This is a genomic window from Legionella sp. 227, assembly GCF_043161935.1.
Lineage (GTDB): Bacteria > Pseudomonadota > Gammaproteobacteria > Legionellales > Legionellaceae > Legionella > Legionella sheltonii.
This window is the reverse complement of sequence record NZ_CP171154.1, coordinates 2,171,153-2,189,335: the sequence shown is the minus strand read 5'-3', so window position 1 is coordinate 2,189,335 and position 18,183 is coordinate 2,171,153. Positions and strand designations below refer to the sequence as shown.

Below are 18,183 nucleotides of genomic sequence, written 5' to 3'. Positions count from 1 at the left end.
AAAGGTACAATTTATTGAATTGGATGATCTTTATGATCTTTGATAAAGAAAGCAAGAATAGTAACGAGCAATAATGAAAGAGGCAATATAGATAAAGCAACCTGATAATCAACTACCGTATAAATATGTTCTCCTTCCACAATGCCACTGTCACCAAAAGTATCCAGTAATTTACCAACCAAGGGTTGGAAAATTACCCCACCAAGCGTTACTATCATATTTGTTGCGGCAAATACCGTGCCGGATAATAAAGCACCACTGCATTCTTTAGCCATGATAAATACAATAATTTCTGTGGCACTAAATACGCCATACAAAAACAATAAAACATTCAAACTGACATAGGATAGACCCGGCCAGTACAATACAATGCTAATACAAATCAAGGCTAAAATTGCACCTAAAACCAAAGGCAACAAACGTCTGCCTGAACGATCAGAGAGATAGCCTGCTATAGGAGCACCAACTGCCCAACCTAAAAAAACTGCGGAGACAGTTTTCGCGGCCTCAACTTTCGTCAAACCATGTGCTTGTTCTAAATAAGTTTTCCCCCACAGCTCCCCGAATACAGACAAAGAAGTATACAAACAGGCGCCGACAAAACCGATGACCCAAACCTCAGGAGCCATTAAGACTTTCAGCACATTTTGAAAAAACTCTGGCAAAGGATGCTTATTAGGATGATGTCCTTCAGGTCCATCACGCACTACAATGAATATGAATACACTCAATCCGGCACCTACAATTGCGATCAGTAATAATACCTGTTCCCAACCCATGCTTTGAGACCATTCGGTAATCTTCACTTCACCATAAACAAGACCTAACATGCCTAAAGTAGTCATCAGTCCGGCAACTAAAGAAAAATAACGTCTGGGCAACCAATGTAGGGCAAGAGACAATACTCCCACAAACGCAAAAGACGAACCAAAGCCCACTAAGAAACGCCCTGCCCCTACCAAAAACATGGACGAAGTCAGGGAAAACATCCAGGAACCCACAGTACAACAGATGCAGGCAAAAGTGAGAAGTCGTCTAGGACCAAATCGGTCCATAAGCATGCCTACAGGCATTTGCATTGGAGAGTATGCAAAATAATATAAGGCAGATATCTGACCAAAAGTAGTCGCAGAAATATGCCCGAAAGCGATGCTTAACTCAGTCTGTAAAACACCAGGAATAATGCGTAAGATAAACTCATAGCAATAAAAAACAGCTCCAACAAAGCAGATAAACATGCCATAAAGCAATTGTTTTCTTGAAACGATATTATTTAGGTGCATGAGCGTGAGTTTCCCTTAAAAAGAAGGTTAATAAAGCGGCAATTAACATACTGATCGGTATAAAAGCAAGTGCTATGCGGTAATCAGTCATGTTGTATAACCGATTAACATTTTCAACAACCAAAGCTGAAGAGATTGACGCGCCACCTCGTAAGGAATAGCTGAAATCCAATAAATGTCCTACTAAAGGCTGCAATAACATACCACCGAGCATGACAATCATATTCGTAAACGCCATCGCTGTACCCGCTGCTTCCCCAGGGCTCAACTCTCTGCCGACGGCAAATACGATTGCTTGTGCACTATAAAATAGACCCAGGAAAAACATAAGTATTTGGACATTCGTTTCGGTCAAACCAGGGAAATATAAGATAACCACCATGAGCACCGTAGCAACACTAGCACCTAAAAACATAGGTAATTTTCTGCGTGCAATTCGGTCAGAAAAATAACCCATTAGGGGAGCACCTACAGTAAAACCTAAGAAGAGCAATGAGTTCGCTAAACCAGCACCGTGCGCAGATAACCCATGAGCATTCCTTAAATAAGGAATACCCCATAATTCAGCAAACACTGTTGTAGGGAGATACACCATACAACCATATAATCCATTAATCCATATCTGCTTGTTACTGATTATTATATTTAAATCAACTAAACCTGTTTTCAAATCAGAAACAGTACCACTTTGTCTGTATCGACCTTTTTTATCGTGAATTCCTAACCATAAAACAAAGGTTAAGACAATCCCGAAGAATGCGGTCATATTTAAGGTTTTAATCCATCCTAATTGATTTACAAATAATTCTAAAAAATTATCGCCCAGCATGGCTCCTACTGTTCCTAACGCCGAAGTGAGACCCGAAACCATAGCGAGTTTATTTTCAGGCAACCAGATTGTTGCCAACTTCAATACCCCTACGAATGCAAACGCAGAACCTAAACCAACTAAAAAACGTCCAGAGGCGGCAACCCAAAAAGAAGTGGTCCCGGTGAATAAAAAAGTTCCAATGACACAGATCAAACAAGCAAAGGTTAATAATCTTCGCGGGCCATATCGGTCCATCATAATCCCTACGGGTAACTGCATAGGGACATAGGCATAATAATATATCGATGAAATGTGTCCAAACCCAGTGGCTGACAAATTAAAATGTTCACGCAGCGCGTTTTCCATCGCACTAGGTGCTATGCGAAGCAAATATTCATAACTGTAAAACAAGGCTCCAAGACCACAAATAAGCCATCCAATTAATGCGTAATTTCTACGGTTTTCAGAAATCAAGGCAATCTCCTTAATATTTGTAAAGCAAGAGCATTCACTGTTTTCAATTCAACAGTTAAAACTCTTATCTTTATAATTCACCTATTGTTATCCTCAATGTTATCAGGCATAGCTCATCCGGCATATGGTTACACCTTGAGATACCTTATTACACACAGGACCACTTTTATTCTAAATTACAACTCATTTGATTTGCGCCACTTGCTATTGCAGCCTGTGCTACAGCAGCGGGAACTCGTTCTCTTAAACGAGGATCTATGGGCTTGGGAATAATATAGTTAGGACCAAACTCCCAATGCGTAACACCTGGGTAATTGTCCTTTACTACCTGGGGAACGGGCTCATGCACCAGTTGACGAATAGCCTCAACTGCCGCAATTTGCATTGATTGGTTAATACACTTAGCGCGTACATCCAACGCACCACGAAAAATATAAGGAAAACACAACACATTATTAACCTGATTAGGATAATCACTACGCCCAGTCGCAATGACTAAATCATCACGTACCTGAAAGGCTAATTCAGGTCTAATTTCTGGATCAGGGTTAGACAATGCAAAAATAACAGGATTAGGTGCCATTAATTTCAATAAATCCGCATCTAATAAATCAGGCTTAGCAACACCAATAAATACATCGGCATCAACCAATGCATCAGCCAAAGTTCGACATTCAGTTGTACGTGCAAAAGCGAATTTATAAGCATTTAGATCAGCACGACCTGAATGGATCACGCCTTTGGTATCTAAAAGCAGCATGTTTTCTTTATTAGCACCTAAGGCAACAAGTAATCGCATAGAAGCAATTCCTGCCGCACCTGCGCCAATACACACAATTTTTGCATCAGCTAATTTTTTTTGTTGTAACTCAAGAGCATTAAGCAATGCCGCCGCAACAACAATGGCTGTACCATGCTGATCATCATGAAACACTGGAATATTCAATTGCTCAATTAAAGCCTGCTCAATTTCAAAACATTCAGGGGCTTTAAGATCTTCCAGATTAATCCCCCCAAAAGTGGGAGCAATACGTTTTGCCGTAGCAATAAAAGCTTGCGAATCATGGGCATCAATTTCTATATCATATACATCAATGCCAGCAAAACGCTTGAATAATACTGCTTTACCTTCCATAACTGGCTTGCTGGCGAGAGGCCCAAGATCTCCCAAACCCAACACCGCAGTGCCATTGGTCATTACCGCGACTAAATTTCCTTTATTCGTGTAACGATAAGCATCTTCGGGATTTTCTGCTATTGCAATCACTGGAGCTGCAACACCAGGCGTATAAGCCAGAGACAAATCACTCTGAGAGTCAGTTGATTTGGTAATATGAACACCAAGTTTTCCAGGGGTTGGAAACTCGTGATAATCTAATGCGCACTGCTTTAAAACTTCATTATCCAAAATACTCACTCTCTTACATATAAAACAAAACTTAGTAAGGTCTAAAAATCCTACCAAACCCTTAATCAATTCGTTACAACCGAAGTGTCATAGACACACACAAACATCTGACTATGAAACTCTTAAGGAATCAAGAGAAACAGCCATAAGATGATGAGGATTGAAACAAGAATTGAACGACAAGAACCTACAACCAACGAAAATTAGCATTGCAGGAACAATCTGTCAATAAGCTATACTTCGAGTGAAGTATACATAAATAAGGCGCAAAATCACGCGCCTTATTTCTTTTCGTCTTTCGCTTGCGTAGAACGCTGGCTGTAACGATCGCGGAACTTCTGCACACGTCCTCCAGTATCTACCAGTTTTTGCTTACCAGTATAAAAAGGGTGACATTGTGAACATACTTCAATATTCAAATCTTTACATAAAGTTGAACGAGTTTCAAATTGCTCGCCACAACTGCATGTAACCTTAACAGTTTTATATTCAGGATGAATTGATGCCTTCATAATACTACTCTCTATAATAATGAGTATCGCCACCTGAACCCAAGGCCAAGCACCATACTCGACAAATGACGCAAAACAATAGCAGAAAAATATGCGTAAAGCAATTTTTTATATCAAACAGCGCGGATACTATCTCTCACCTGACTTGCAACAAAAAAAGCAAAAAATGCAAATATAAACCAATAATCAATAACCGTAGGATATGATCAAGCTTATAATCCTTACCAAGATTATTATATTCCAATTCTTAGGTTAATTGCACTTTTTTAGTAATATTTTTCACCAATCTGCGGTACAAATTAGCAATGATGGTCTACTCTTATAAAAACGAATTAATTTAATGGGAGTTAAAATGAAAAAATTGGAATTATATAAGCTTGAAACACCAAATGACCTCGATATCAGAGATCGTCGTAGAATTGCTGAAGCTGTTAATCCACTCCTAGCCGACACATTTGCTTTATTCGTTAAAACAAAAAATTTCCATTGGCATATGACGGGTCCCCACTATCGTGATTATCATCTTTTATTGGATGAGCAAAGCGAACAAATTTTCGCAATGGTAGACGTTTTAGCAGAGCGCGTACGCAAATTAGGAGAAAGAACCATCCATTCTATTGGACAGATCAAACAATTACAGACACTTAAAGATGCTAATGAGACCTTGTCTGCAGAGGATATGCTGCAAAACTTATTAGAAGATAATAAGAGTTTTTTAAAAAACATGAGAAAGGTTCATGAAGTGTGCAGCAAAAAAAATGATTTTGCCACCACAAGCATTTTGGAAGTTTATATTGATGAAACAGAACGGCGAATTTGGTTTTTATTTGAAACGTTGCAAAATAAATGATAAGTGTGTAGATACTGTCTTTAAAAGCAAGTTAAATGTTCATTAAAAGCTTGCTTATTTTTTAAGACACCGAAAATAATGTGAGCTAACTTGCGCATCACAGCACAAATGATTGTTTTCGGTGTTTTGCCTTTCGCTTGAAGTTTATTAGCAAAAGGAAGCAGCGATTTATTGTAACGTTTGGCAACTAAAGCAGCCATGTAAAGAGCCTTTCTTAATCGGCTGTCACCGAGTCTCGAAATCGTAGTTTTGCCGATAAAAGAACCTGATTGATGTTGTTTGGGAGTAATCCCCATATAGGCAGCGAATTGTTTTGCTGTTTGGAAGCATTGTACTTCAGGCATACGTGCCAATATCTGATAGGCAGTAAGTTTTCCAATACCCTTAATAGACAGTAATAATTCAAATTGCTCTCTAAGCTGCTTATTATTATCAATGCGTTCATCAATTTGTTGTTGAATGGCTTTAATTTCTTGTTCCAGCTTCTCAATCATTTTCTTGACGCTTTTCTGTGCTGCATGTCCCTTAAGGCTATGTAGTTGATTCGTTAATTGAATGACCTGGGCTTTTAGCATATCCAATACTTTAGTTAACTCTCTTATTTCTTTTTGCTCTATAGAGCTTGGCTGATAAAGGCGGGGTTCCATACGTTGACCAAATTGGGCAATGATTTTTGCATCAATCGTATCATTTTTATTGCGTGCTAGGGAGGCTTTGGCAAAGCTCTTAATTTGAAAGGGATTAATGACACTCACTCGAATTCCTTTTTCCGTTAAGAAGTCAGCAAGCCCCTCGCTGTAATGACCAGTTGCTTCCATACAGACCCAAGGAGATATTGTGTGTTGCTCAAGCCATTTATGAAATGCTTGATATCCTTGTTTGTTATTAGGAAAAACAGCATGTTTGTAACGGTTATTGATTGCTAGAGCACTATCAAACTTATCCTTAGCGATATCAACACCTATAAAATCATATGCACTCATGCTAATCTCCAATGGCTGTAAAAAATACTTGAGGTTATTTATCATTGACCAAGCTTGCGAATACAGGCTTACTTTGACGAGAGCGGCCTAAGATACTGTTCGGTCGATTGATAAGTGGGGAGAAGGTCCTAATCTACACATCAGGCTTTTATGCCTTGCCCGGTTACAAGATCACTTCTCCCATCTCAAGTGCCCTTGAGATTAAGCTTTTTTGCTTACAGATTAAAGATACAAGCCGGTATGGAATTGGCAACACCATGAAGTGAATCATCTTTCCCTTCTCCCTACAAGGGAGAAGGTGCCCTTTAGGGCAGATGAGGGATTGACTGCCATCAATTAACCCTCACCCTTGTCTAACCCACATTCAAATCCAACTCAACCCAAACGGGCGCATGATCAGATGGTCTTTCTACTTTGCGCGGTTCTTTATCAATAACTGATTGCCTGCATAGTGCATTCAGCGGTTTACTCAGCAAAATATGATCAATCCGTAAACCCCGATTACGTCTAAAAGAAGCCGCACGATAATCCCACCAGCTGTATGATTGCTCCTCCTGAATAAAATTTCTAAAACTGTCATGAAACCCAAGTTGCAATAATTGCGTAAAAGCTTCTCGTTCAGCAGGACTTACCAACACAGAACCTATCCACTCAACAGGGTCATGAACATCGCGATCCTCAGGAGCAATATTAAAATCACCAACTACAGCTATATTCGTAAAGACATTCATTTGCTGTTGAATAAATGCAATAATTTTTTGCAACCAATCCAGCTTATATTGATATTTATCCGAAGTTAATTCCGAACCATTAGGAACGTATAAATTAATTAGACGAACACCCGCAACAGTAACAGCTATGATGCGACGTTGAGGATCCACAAAATCAGGAATATCGGTAAGAACATCCGATAAAGGATATCGACTGATGACAGCAACACCGTTGTATGTTTTCTGCCCTGAAAACACTACGTGATAGCCTTTCTCAGTAAACGCTGTAACAGGAAATTTTTCATCAAGCAACTTCGTTTCCTGTATGGCAAGAACATCCACGCCACTAGACTCCAGCCACTGTAATACTTGCTCCAGTCTTATCTTCAATGAATTTACATTCCAACTTGCTAATTTAAGCACACCAATCTCCTTTATATTCAATGAGCAAAGGAGCGTGGTCAGAAAAACGGGCTTCCCGAAAAATACAACTGTCAACCACATCCGCGATAAGGCCAGGAGTAATTACTTGATAATCAATCCTCCACCCCACATTTTTTTCCCATGCACGCCCGCGAAAAGACCACCAGGTATATTGCTCTTCTTCCTGATTGTGTACACGAAACGCATCAACAAACCCCATAGTCCCAAACAATTCATCCATCCAGGCGCGTTCCTCAGGCAAAAATCCAGAGTTTTTTTGATTCCCCCGCCAATTTTTCAAATCGATTTTTTTATGAGCAATATTATAATCACCACATAAAATCAGCTCGCGTCCTTCATTTTTTAGTTTTATTAAATGTTCGGCAAATTGTTTGAGAAAATCATATTTAACCGCCTGACGTTCATCACCACTAGTACCTGAGGGTAAATAAAGTGAGATAATACTGAATTTGGGATAATCAAATTGAATGTATCGTCCCTCATTATCACAATAGTCAAAGCCCATGCCTTTCACAACACGATTAGGTTTGTGACGGGCATAAATCGCCACCCCGCTGTACCCTTTCTTCTGCGCCGAATAATAGTCACAAAAATAATCGCGTGGATAATATAACTCTTCTGGAATTAATTGCTCCGGTTGAGCTTTCGTTTCTTGAATACAAACAAAATCAGCGTCTTGAACTGCAAGCCACTCATTAAATCCATTACGTACCGCTGAACGGATTCCATTGGCATTAAAACTAATTACTTTCATTTTTTTCACTTAATATTTATTGCATCCTAATGATACACAATGAAACCCAGGATATCATGGTCAAATAATTCTGAGCTACATCACATAATTTAGCGCATTTCATCATTTAATTTAAGGGCCGCCCGAGCCAAACGCTCGCCTAGATGTTTTGCTAAATTAATTTCATCCTGGCTCAGAGGTCGATCATTTGCCACTCCAGAAACATGGGTCACCCCATAGGGAGTTCCTCCGGTAACTGTATCATTTAAAGACGGTTGAGAATAAGGAACGCCTAATAAGACCATGCCATGATGCAACAAAGGCAGCATCATGCTTAACAAAGTAGTTTCCTGACCACCATGCATGCTGGCAGAAGAAGAAAAAACACAAGCAGGCTTATCCACTAAATCACCGGCCAACCATAAAGATGATGTACTATCCAGAAAATATTTCATAGGAGAAGCCATATTTCCAAAACGAGTGGGGCTTCCTAATGCAAGTCCATGGCAATTACGGAGATCATCTAAAGTAACGTAGGGTGCACCACTATCTGGAATCGCTTTATCTACCGCCTCACACGTAGTAGATACAGGCGGTACCGTTCGTAATCGTGCTTCAATACCCACAACACGCTCTACACCACGCCCTATGTATTGGGCTAACTGGGCTACAGAACCAGTACGCGAATAATATAAAACCAAAATATAGGGATCAGACATCAAAACAGCTCCATTACCTTAAAATTAGAAAAAACAGTTGTTGTTCAAGACAATACCATGAGTTTACTCACTATCAACTCAACTGTTTCTCCAATGTGTGAATTTAAAATCATACTTTAGTTGTTCTTCTAATTTCATTTCAATAAATTTGATTCGATAATACAAAGATCCTCCCTTTTCAGGTTTTAATATTTTCAAGTCAGAGACAATTTCATCAGCAGACTCATAATAATCCTTAACTGATATATTCGCGATAATTTTACTTACTGCTTCAACATGATGTCTATTCCAATGGCCAAAAATAATACGCCCAATAAAAGAACCAAAGAAGCAACTTTCTTTGGTGTAGTCTATAAGCAACGCTTTAATTCTTCGGTAATTAGAATCTCCACCTATTTTATTCCAAATCTTGGTATAAGAATCAGGAAAAACTAAAGTTACTTTTGATCGATTAAAAAAAGGATGTGCTCTTAGCCCAACACACGAAAAAAAAGAATGAGGTTTAGAAGGTAACAAAGACGCATCAGAACCTTTTTCTGTAAAATCAGAATCATCACTTATTATTGTAGCAATAGAACGCGAATCATAGGACATTTTTTTCTCCTCCGTGAGAACAGCTGTTTTTAATCACTTCTCAAAATTCCAGATGAATCTTGTTTCTGCTGACCATGCTATTATCCTGGCCGTAAATGACATGCTCTAATGCGTTCGATACTCACCTACTTCCTGTATTGGCGTTTCGGTATCTAAAATCACGTCGTTTTGGTTCAGCCTAGCGAATTGTCAACGGCTCCTGGTCCTTTAAAAATTAAATAAGCAAAGGCGAATCATCTGTCCAATTTCCTTAATTTTTGACAATTTTTAGTAGAAAAAGCAAATAAAGGCATAACTTAATTTTAGAATGGGGGTAGCAAGTTGAATTATTGACTTATTTTTAATGAGATGGAATCGTGGGGTCAGCAGTTTTTTTAGACTTGGGACAGCACAGCGTAACCCGAGATCTTCAACCACAAATTTCTCGGGTTACGGCTTACCCCTTAATATCAAAGAATATAACGAGCCAAATCCTCATCCGCTACAATCTGTCCGAGATTTTTTTCCACATAGGCTTTGTCAACATGAACTGATTCACCTGATTTATCAGTCGCTTCAAACGAAACAACCTCCAATAATCGCTCCATCACGGTATAAAGTCTACGCGCACCAATATTTTCTGTACGCTCATTGACTTGCCATGCCACTTCAGCAATACGTCTAATTCCTGTTTCATCAAAAGTCAACGTTAGTCCTTCAGTCGCCATCAAAGCGCTGTATTGCAATGTCAATGAAGCTGTAGGCTCAGTAAGAATTCGTACAAAATCATCCACAGAAAGAGCGGATAACTCAACACGTATAGGTAATCGACCTTGCAATTCAGCAATCAAATCAGAGGGCTTGGCTACATGGAATGCCCCAGATGCGATAAATAAAATATGATCGGAACGAATCATACCGTATTTAGTCGTCACTGTTGTTCCCTCAACCAGAGGTAATAAATCGCGTTGCACCCCTTCACGCGACACATCCCCGCCGCCTCCATTTTCAGCACGTCGTGCAACCTTGTCCAACTCATCAATAAAGACGATACCATTTTGTTCTACATTTTCGATAGCACGAATCTTAATGTCATCTTCATTAATTAATTTAGCAGCTTCCTCTTCACGTAAAATTTGCATTGCCTTAGCAATAGTCATTTTACGTGTTTTTGTTCTATGAGTACCTACTTGTTGGAACATCGATTGCAATTGGCTTGTCATTTCTTCCATACCAGGAGGAGCCATAATTTCGATGCCTATAGGTGTTGCTGAAATTTCTATTTCAATTTCATTTTCGTCAAGAATTCCCTCACGCAATTGTTTACGGAAAACTTGTCTGGCCGTGCTATCCTTTTCACTTGGAGTTAAACTGCCACGTGCTGGTGGAAGTAATACATCGAGAACTCGCTCTTCTGCGGCATCTTCGGCCAAATGTTCCACCTTCTTCATGGCAAATTCACGTTCTTGTTTTACCGCAATATCAGCTAAATCACGAAGGATAGTATCTACGTCACGCCCTACATAGCCCACTTCGGTAAATTTTGTTGCTTCTACTTTGATAAAAGGTGCACGAGCTAACTTAGCCAAACGTCGAGCAATTTCAGTTTTACCCACACCAGTTGGTCCAATCATGAGTATATTTTTTGGCATAATTTCATTGCGCAAAGCAGAATCTTTAATGTTCATGCGTCGCCAACGATTACGTAATGCAATTGCTACAGCTCTTTTTGCATCATCCTGGCCAATAATGTATTTATCTAATTCCTGGACAATTTCACGAGGAGTCATTACCTCTCGGATACTCTCAAGAGTCATCACTTTACTATTTTTCGTTGCCATTATTTAATTCTTCTATAGTTAAATTGTTATTGGTATAAATACAGATATCCCCAGCAATAGTTAACGCTTTACGCACTATTTCCACAGCGGATAGTTTTGTATTTTCCATCAATGCTCGTGCAGCTGCTTGCGCAAAAGGTCCGCCTGAACCAATAGCGATTAAGCTATGCTCAGGTTCAATCACATCACCATTACCTGTAATAATTAAGGAGGATTTTTTATCTGCTACGGCAAGAACCGCTTCGAGGCGGCGCAGCATTCTGTCCGTTCTCCAATCTTTCGCAAGCTCGACTGCAGCACGAACTAAATGACCTTGATGCATTTCCAGCTTACTCTCAAAACGTTCAAAAAGAGTAAACGCATCCGCAGTACCGCCAGCAAAACCCGCAATAATTTGATCTTTGTAGAGGCGCCGCACCTTACGTGCATTACCTTTCATCACGGTATTACCTAAAGTTACCTGACCATCTCCGCCGATAACTACCTGATTTCCGCGTCGTACTGAAAGTATGGTTGTCCCACGAAATTGTTCCAAAATTAAATCCTCAAATCAAACCGGAATAGCATACATGGGGATGATAAACAAAAAAACAAGGGTCTCAAAATGATAAATTCTAACTAGTCCTATTACTACATCACAGCTGTAGCGGAGCAAGCAGCCCTATCTTATGCATCATTCGTTATTGGAATTATCCTAAATACCCCGATAATTTGATATTTTTTCATTGATAAGATTTGCTGAATTGTAGGTTGAGCCTTGGCCCAACCTACAGCTTATATGGATTCCTGGTCTCAATCAATTTTGAGAATGCTGAAAATTAGATTAAAAAAGATACGCCATTAGGTAAATTTTCTAATCCAAGATGTTGTGCAATACTTTGCCCTACATCTGCAAAGGTATCTCGACGTCCAATGAAACGGCTCTTAAGGCTTGGTCCATAGACTAAAACTGGAATATGCTCCCTGGTATGATCTGAACCAGGAAAAGTAGGATCGCACCCATGATCTGCCGCAATAACAATAAGATCATCAGGCCTTAATAAAGCATCAAGCTCTGGAAGACGCGCATCAAACTCCTCAAGGGCATGCGCATAACCTATTACATCACGTCGATGCCCAAATGAAGAGTCAAAATCTACAAAATTAGTAAAAACCAAACTTCCTTCGGGAGCAGTGCTCATCGCAGTCAAGGTGGCGTCAAATAAGGCCATATTACCATCAGCCTTTATGGTTTGTGTGATCCCCTGATGCGCATAAATATCAGCAATTTTTCCTAGAGCGATTACTTCACGGCCTGCTTCCTTTAAATAATCAAGTAATGTTTTAGCAGGAGGCAAAGTAGCATAATCCTTGCGATTCGCAGTTCGTTTGAATGCTCCTGGTTGTCCTTTAAATGGGCGCGCAATCACGCGTCCAATCTGATATTCATCGACTAAAGTGCGGGCAATTTCACAGATATCATACAAGCGCTGCAAACCAAAACTTTCTTCATGAGCTGCAATTTGAAAAACACTGTCAGCAGAAGTATAAACTATGGGTTTACCACTTCGCATATGCTCCTCACCTAATTCTTCAAGAATTGTAGTTCCAGAGGCATGCTTCTCACCAAGTACTCCTGGTAAACCAGCTCGTTCAATAAAGGTATCAATTAATTCTTTGGGAAAACAAAAAGGTTGTTCGGGAAAATAACCCCATTCAAACGTCACTGGAACTCCAGCTAACTCCCAATGTCCACTCGGAGTATCTTTACCCAAACTCTGCTCTACTGCATAGCCATAATATCCTACAGGTTCCGGAAAAGCAGATAATTCAACAAAGCGCAATCCACTACTGGCTAAGGCAGCATGATACAGCCCTAATTTGGCCAGATTAGGCAAAGTCAATGGTCCTTGACGCACCCCTGCTTTGTCGCCCTCACCGCGCTCACACACTTGATGGATATGAACAAAAGTATTAGCACCTGCATCACCATAGCGAGACGCATCCAAACTGGCGCCTATCCCAAAAGAATCCATGAGTAATATACAAACTCGCCCTGTCATCTTAGTCCTTAATATGTTGGCAGTGTGTTTCTTTTAAACCAAAAAGCATGAAAAAGGCAACTAATAAACCCACTGGTAAAATAATTGCTGCATATTGATAGGCACTCAGTAGATAAACAGGTGTTCCATTAACCAATTGCATTCCGCTATGATTCGTCAATAAATAACTAAATAGATTTTGATACACAATGTAACCACCCTGAGTCAAAATCGAAATCACACTGACTGCTGTTGCGGTCATTGCAGGTGGGCTACTCTCAGCGACCAACGCATAACTAATCACTTGTGCTGAGGTAAAAAACCCAAGCAAGAAAAATAAAATTGCCATGACGTTATAAGAAACGGGAAGATAAAGCACCGCCAGCAAAGTCAATAAGGAAGCAAGCACCCCTATTTTCATCGGCATAATACGTAAACCCATCTTATCAGATATCCAACCAACCAGCGGCGAACCAACGATCGCTCCTAAAAATAACATGCCGTTCACCATTGATGCTTGGGCAGAGCTAATATCCAATCGTTGTACCAAATATAAAGTACCCATCATCGCGCCAAATACAGCAATGGCCATATTCATTAAACTGGCATAAAACGCTGCCCGTATATATTGAGTATTTAAATAGGCCTTTTTGGCAGCTGAGAGGACGTTAATTGGTTGAGCGACTTGTTTTACAATGTATTGGGGTCTTTCCTTTATCCAAAAAAACATTAAGACCAACATGGCAAAACCAAGAATTCCCACATTTTGTACTGCTTGGCGCCATCCAACCAGAATAACTAATTTGGTCAAAGGATATTGAGCCAACATACCACCGGCCATTGCCATAGTGACTATGGCTCCAGTGACTAAAGCCATCCGCTTTGGAGGAAACCAATGAGATGCCAAACGTACAGGGCCTAGGAAACAGAATGCACTTCCAATGCCGGTGATGAATCGACAAAACAAAGCTAAATAAAAGGAATGGGAGTAAGCCAAAAGAAAAGTACTGGCTACACACAAAAACATCGCGACTAATAAGGTATTTTTAATCGAAAAACGGTCAAGAACCATTCCAGCAACAAAAAGAAACAATACATTAGAAAGATAATAGATGCTTGATAACCAAGCCATTTTATCCGCTTGGATCTTAAAATCCTGCATGATGTTTGCAGCGATGGACGCAAACATATTCCCTTGTATAAATTCATAAAAAAAGAATAAGGTTGCAGCAAAACAGACCATCCAGGGCAGTAATGACGACTTTAGATCACTATATCCTTGAAACTCATCCACCACTTGCATTTTTACTCCTCACTTATCGCTTGCAATATGTTTCGCGGGTCAATAACACAGCAATTAAAGCCGCAATCGTAGTTATTGGGAATATCCACATAGCATATTGAAAATCAGCCACAGAATACGTTGTCACTGCCGCACCAGCATGATGCGCAATTAACCAACCAAAAAGCACTTGTCCTACGCCCCCGCCGCCCATGATAATCACTGAGGCGATGCCTGTCGCAGCGCCCGTATTTTCAGTGGAATTACTTTCAGCCACCAAAGGATAGGAAATTACTTGTGTGCTTGTAAAAAAACCTAAAGCAAAAAAGATAATACTCAGAGTTGATTGTGATAAAGCAATGTCCAAGAACAAAGGAATAACCGTGATAAGCGTAGCAATAGCTCCCACGATCATTAGAGGTTTACGACTTCCTTGGGAATCAGACAACCATCCCGCCAATGGACAGCCAATGACACTCCCCATAAAAATCAGACTAATCACATTACTGGCGGCCATTTCAGGTAGTTGATGCACCACTTGCAAATAGCTAGCACCCCATAAAGCACATAAAACCATAATAGGCAGATTAAGAAAAGAAGTATAAAATCCCGCTAGCCAGTTTTGAGAGTTAGAAAATGCTTGAATAAATCCAGCAAGTACTTGTCCTTGATTGGTATTAATCTTCATTGGTGAGTCTTTAGGTTTATCACTGACGATCCAATAAATCCAAAGAAGCAAAACAGCGCCAACTGCACCATCAATTAATAAAGCCTTACGCCATCCAAATAATTCATAGAGATAAGCAAAAGGTGTATGAGCCATCATCCCACCAACAAAAGCCATCGTAACCAAAGAGCCTATGACAAGCGCCTGCCTTCTTGGTGGAAACCAATGCGATACCAATACCACACAGGATAAAAAACAAAACGCATTGCCTATTCCAGAAAGAAAATGACAAAAAGAGGCCAAAATAAATGAGTGAGTTAGTGCGAATCCGACAGTACCCAGAACACAAATAAACATGGCACTTAGAATAACGGTTCGCGTAGAAAAACGATCCAGGATAACTCCTGCTGGGAGAAGAAATAGGATATCTGCCCACAGATAAGCGCTGGACATCCAGCTTAATTGAGTTGCATCAATACCAAAATCATCCCGTAAAGGCTGATTGATTACATCGAAAATATTGAGCTGAAAGAATTCATATAAAAAAAATAAGCCCGCTGACAGGCACACAGCCCAGGCCATTAAGTCACCACGAGGCACAAAAGTGCTTGAATTCACTGTAATAGATTGCGACACAGTTACTCCTTATGGCTTAAAAATTGCGCCCGATTATATCAAAACTCTAAATGAATTGGTATCTTTATTGAACAAACTTAGCCTTAACCTAAGCGCAATAAGGCCAAACGCTTGGCTCACGGTCATGAATTTTAGAGAAAATATCCTTTATCCCCTACTCTTGAGTGCAACGAAGAGTCTCCTATCGTAGCAGTATGCATAGCATGGAGATCCCTGGCTAAGCTCGTGAATGACGGGAGTAGGAGAACGTGGCCGTTGGGACGAATAAGGGATTTAATTGTGACAAATAAACCATCCCCTCTATCCCCTTTCCAGGAGCGGGAGAGGGGATTTCTTTTTAACATATGGCAGTACCCTCTTTAGGTAATCTACTGTTTATCAATGTTCTGCTTTCTCTGCACAAGATTCTTTTGCTGAAGCCGGAATACGCATCAAAAACAAAGGTTTATTTCCTGCATAAACACGTTGCACTAGAACCATCTTTGAAAATAAGTCAGGGGAAATTCTGTGGGTCTCGAGGGGCTCTACTGCCAGGTAATTTTCTTGACCATTGCTCAATAAGTTGCAAAGTCTTTTATCACTCAAAGCAAATTTTGCTCTGCCTCCTGAGTAAAATTGTGCTGAGAAATCTGCTTTGTAATCCCAATATATGAGATAGCTGCCAGCAACTGGATTTTGTTTTAACCAGGCAGCAACGACAAATTTTTGTGTTTTGGAAACGGCTTGTGGCATTGCATTAAATGCAAGAGTTGCCACCAAAAAAATTACCCCGATCACGACAGAAAGTCTAATAATAAGCTGCTGAGCTTTTACTACAACACCAACTCGATTCCAATATTCTACAAAGAACAATGAAAAAGCAGGAATGCTAGGAAAAACATAGGTGTAAATGATATTACTGGAAAATGTAAAAAAGAATAAAGGGACTACAGTGCAAAGAAAAAAATAACTCAACCATCCATCTTTATCTATGAATACTTTACGTAGGTTATGTCGGTATTTAACAAACCAAGCAGCACCTAAAAGACACCAGGGAAAAATACCACTTGCTGCATAAATCCAAATCATACCCCAAGGTTGCTTATGTGCATAACCATATTTATCGCCACTCCATCCCGGTTTTAAAAATCGGTTGAAATTCTCACCCACAATAAAATAATTTAAAAACCCAGGTGTACGTATCTCCGCCCAAATGTACCAGGGAAGTGCAATAACAAACATCAATAAGATACCTTTTATCCAAGGTAGTCTTTGCCACAAATTACGCCATTCATTTCTTAATAAAACCCAAAAAAAGATAGGCAATCCTGATAAAACCACAGCAACTGGACCTTTTGCCAGCAATCCCAGCCCAAGGCCTATAAAAAAAACATAAGACCAAGATGTACTGCTATCAACTAACGCACGCCAAAATGCAACTAAGACAAGAGTAATGCAAAAGAGCAAAGACGGATCAGTCATCACCGTTCCGGCATCAAGGAAAAAATCTAAGGTTCCAGCTAGAACTAAAGTGGTGATCATTGCAATAAAAGGCCCACTATGTCTTTTTGCCAAGTCCCACACAAGCCATAAGGTGGCCAAAGATAAGAGTAATCCAGGTAAACGAACAGCAAACTCATTAATTCCAAAAAGCTTCATTGAAAAAGCAGAAAGCCAGGTCGACAAGGGTGGTTTTGCCCAAAAGGGTACTCCATAATCATGTAATGGAGTGACCCAATTCCCCGTTTCCAACATCTTACGGGCAATCTCTGCATAACGCGATTCAGAAACATCATTCAAAGGAATAAAGCACATCGAAATGATTCGACAGACAAGCAGAAAGATTAATGCAAATACTGCATTATTATAAAATTGTTGTTGCAACTGTTTATCGTGTTCGATATTCAAAACGGACCTCATTAAAAAAGCTTCCTGTCACCGGCAAGCAATGTGTATTAAATAGATACAAACTCTGGTTCGATGTCTTTCATCAAGATGGCATTAATAAATGCCTTTAATAAAAATGACAGAAATATTACTCATTATTTAAATTAATACAAATTTTTTATATTTTACGATGATAAATAGTTCAACTTTTGGGTCAAATATAGGGGTTAACGTACTGAATTTTAAAATATTTTCATATAAAGGATAAATTGTATAATGAAAATACATGACGAGCGGATTAGTTTAGTTTACACTGAGACCTTGTAAGAAGATCTTACATTATTTATCCATTGGACATTTGGAGACTAAC

At 39.7% G+C, this 18,183-nt stretch carries 16 protein-coding genes; 1 reads left to right on the top strand and 15 read right to left on the bottom strand.

Annotated elements, in window-relative coordinates; all coding sequences use genetic code 11:
- Positions 1 to 11 precede the first annotated feature (11 nt).
- The 4 genes from ACF8MK_RS09425 to rpmE form a co-directional block, all read right to left on the bottom strand.
- Positions 12 to 1,283 carry an MFS transporter gene (locus ACF8MK_RS09425; RefSeq protein WP_265704504.1) on the bottom strand — a complete coding sequence of 424 codons (1,272 nt, stop codon included), beginning with the start codon at positions 1,281 to 1,283 and terminating at the stop codon, positions 12 to 14.
- Positions 1,270 to 2,568, bottom strand: a complete 1,299-nt coding sequence (locus tag ACF8MK_RS09420) for an MFS transporter (protein ID WP_265704503.1) — start codon at positions 2,566 to 2,568, stop codon at positions 1,270 to 1,272. The genes ACF8MK_RS09425 and ACF8MK_RS09420 overlap by 14 nt, the downstream gene beginning before the upstream one ends.
- Before the next feature lie 166 nt (positions 2,569 to 2,734).
- Positions 2,735 to 3,976, bottom strand: a complete 1,242-nt coding sequence (locus ACF8MK_RS09415) for a malic enzyme-like NAD(P)-binding protein (protein ID WP_392536428.1) — start codon at positions 3,974 to 3,976, stop codon at positions 2,735 to 2,737.
- Positions 3,977 to 4,257: 281 nt separating this feature from the next.
- Complete coding sequence (rpmE, locus tag ACF8MK_RS09410) at positions 4,258 to 4,488, bottom strand: 50S ribosomal protein L31 (protein ID WP_265704501.1); 231 nt, start codon at positions 4,486 to 4,488, stop codon at positions 4,258 to 4,260.
- A 352-nt stretch (positions 4,489 to 4,840) separates the two neighbouring features.
- On the opposite strand from rpmE, the gene ACF8MK_RS09405 reads away from it, so the two are divergent.
- Positions 4,841 to 5,338 (top strand): Dps family protein, encoded by a 498-nt coding sequence (locus tag ACF8MK_RS09405; protein WP_028379809.1) that lies wholly within the window; start codon positions 4,841 to 4,843, stop codon positions 5,336 to 5,338.
- Between the two features lie 20 nt (positions 5,339 to 5,358).
- Here ACF8MK_RS09405 and ACF8MK_RS09400 read toward each other — a convergent pair whose 3' ends face one another.
- The 11 genes from ACF8MK_RS09400 to ACF8MK_RS09350 form a co-directional block, all read right to left on the bottom strand.
- A complete protein-coding gene (locus ACF8MK_RS09400) occupies positions 5,359 to 6,321 on the bottom strand; it encodes an IS110 family transposase (RefSeq protein ID WP_392536427.1) in 963 nt (320 codons plus the stop codon).
- Between the two features lie 353 nt (positions 6,322 to 6,674).
- On the bottom strand, positions 6,675 to 7,454 hold the full coding sequence (gene xth / locus ACF8MK_RS09395) for an exodeoxyribonuclease III (protein ID WP_392536426.1): 780 nt from the start codon (positions 7,452 to 7,454) through the stop codon (positions 6,675 to 6,677).
- The gene (locus ACF8MK_RS09390; protein WP_392536425.1) at positions 7,447 to 8,229 is read right to left on the bottom strand and encodes an exodeoxyribonuclease III; all 783 of its coding nucleotides are present in this window, start codon (positions 8,227 to 8,229) and stop codon (positions 7,447 to 7,449) included. Before ACF8MK_RS09390 ends, xth begins: the two co-directional genes overlap by 8 nt.
- 89 nt (positions 8,230 to 8,318) lie before the next feature.
- Complete coding sequence (gene wrbA, locus ACF8MK_RS09385; protein WP_392536424.1) at positions 8,319 to 8,927, bottom strand: NAD(P)H:quinone oxidoreductase; 609 nt, start codon at positions 8,925 to 8,927, stop codon at positions 8,319 to 8,321.
- A gap of 78 nt (positions 8,928 to 9,005) precedes the next feature.
- Complete coding sequence (locus ACF8MK_RS09380; protein WP_392536423.1) at positions 9,006 to 9,521, bottom strand: DUF5617 domain-containing protein; 516 nt, start codon at positions 9,519 to 9,521, stop codon at positions 9,006 to 9,008.
- Positions 9,522 to 9,970: 449 nt separating this feature from the next.
- Positions 9,971 to 11,341 (bottom strand): ATP-dependent protease ATPase subunit HslU, encoded by a 1,371-nt coding sequence (gene hslU / locus ACF8MK_RS09375; protein WP_392536422.1) that lies wholly within the window; start codon positions 11,339 to 11,341, stop codon positions 9,971 to 9,973.
- On the bottom strand, positions 11,325 to 11,876 hold the full coding sequence (gene hslV / locus ACF8MK_RS09370; protein ID WP_392536421.1) for an ATP-dependent protease subunit HslV: 552 nt from the start codon (positions 11,874 to 11,876) through the stop codon (positions 11,325 to 11,327). Before hslV ends, hslU begins: the two co-directional genes overlap by 17 nt.
- Positions 11,877 to 12,159: 283 nt before the next feature.
- Positions 12,160 to 13,383 (bottom strand): phosphopentomutase, encoded by a 1,224-nt coding sequence (locus ACF8MK_RS09365; RefSeq protein ID WP_392536420.1) that lies wholly within the window; start codon positions 13,381 to 13,383, stop codon positions 12,160 to 12,162.
- 1 nt (position 13,384) lies between these two features.
- Positions 13,385 to 14,665 (bottom strand): MFS transporter, encoded by a 1,281-nt coding sequence (locus ACF8MK_RS09360; RefSeq protein ID WP_265704487.1) that lies wholly within the window; start codon positions 14,663 to 14,665, stop codon positions 13,385 to 13,387.
- A 13-nt stretch (positions 14,666 to 14,678) separates the two neighbouring features.
- Positions 14,679 to 15,947 (bottom strand): MFS transporter, encoded by a 1,269-nt coding sequence (locus ACF8MK_RS09355; protein ID WP_392536419.1) that lies wholly within the window; start codon positions 15,945 to 15,947, stop codon positions 14,679 to 14,681.
- Positions 15,948 to 16,325: 378 nt separating this feature from the next.
- Positions 16,326 to 17,834, bottom strand: a complete 1,509-nt coding sequence (locus ACF8MK_RS09350; protein WP_392536418.1) for an ArnT family glycosyltransferase — start codon at positions 17,832 to 17,834, stop codon at positions 16,326 to 16,328.
- Positions 17,835 to 18,183: the final 349 nt, after the last annotated feature.

What these genes read in the sequence shown, in the direction of transcription:
- wrbA (WP_392536424.1), bottom strand. Translation starts at nt 8,927, where the DNA reads ATGTCTGATCCCTATATTTTGGTTTTATATTATTCGCGTACTGGTTCT.
- ACF8MK_RS09390 (WP_392536425.1), bottom strand. Translation starts at nt 8,229, where the DNA reads ATGAAAGTAATTAGTTTTAATGCCAATGGAATCCGTTCAGCGGTACGT.
- ACF8MK_RS09360 (WP_265704487.1), bottom strand. Translation starts at nt 14,665, where the DNA reads ATGCAAGTGGTGGATGAGTTTCAAGGATATAGTGATCTAAAGTCGTCA.
- ACF8MK_RS09380 (WP_392536423.1), bottom strand. Translation starts at nt 9,521, where the DNA reads ATGTCCTATGATTCGCGTTCTATTGCTACAATAATAAGTGATGATTCT.
- ACF8MK_RS09405 (WP_028379809.1), top strand. Translation starts at nt 4,841, where the DNA reads ATGAAAAAATTGGAATTATATAAGCTTGAAACACCAAATGACCTCGAT.
- ACF8MK_RS09365 (WP_392536420.1), bottom strand. Translation starts at nt 13,383, where the DNA reads ATGACAGGGCGAGTTTGTATATTACTCATGGATTCTTTTGGGATAGGC.
- hslU (WP_392536422.1), bottom strand. Translation starts at nt 11,341, where the DNA reads ATGGCAACGAAAAATAGTAAAGTGATGACTCTTGAGAGTATCCGAGAG.
- ACF8MK_RS09425 (WP_265704504.1), bottom strand. Translation starts at nt 1,283, where the DNA reads ATGCACCTAAATAATATCGTTTCAAGAAAACAATTGCTTTATGGCATG.
- rpmE (WP_265704501.1), bottom strand. Translation starts at nt 4,488, where the DNA reads ATGAAGGCATCAATTCATCCTGAATATAAAACTGTTAAGGTTACATGC.
- ACF8MK_RS09400 (WP_392536427.1), bottom strand. Translation starts at nt 6,321, where the DNA reads ATGAGTGCATATGATTTTATAGGTGTTGATATCGCTAAGGATAAGTTT.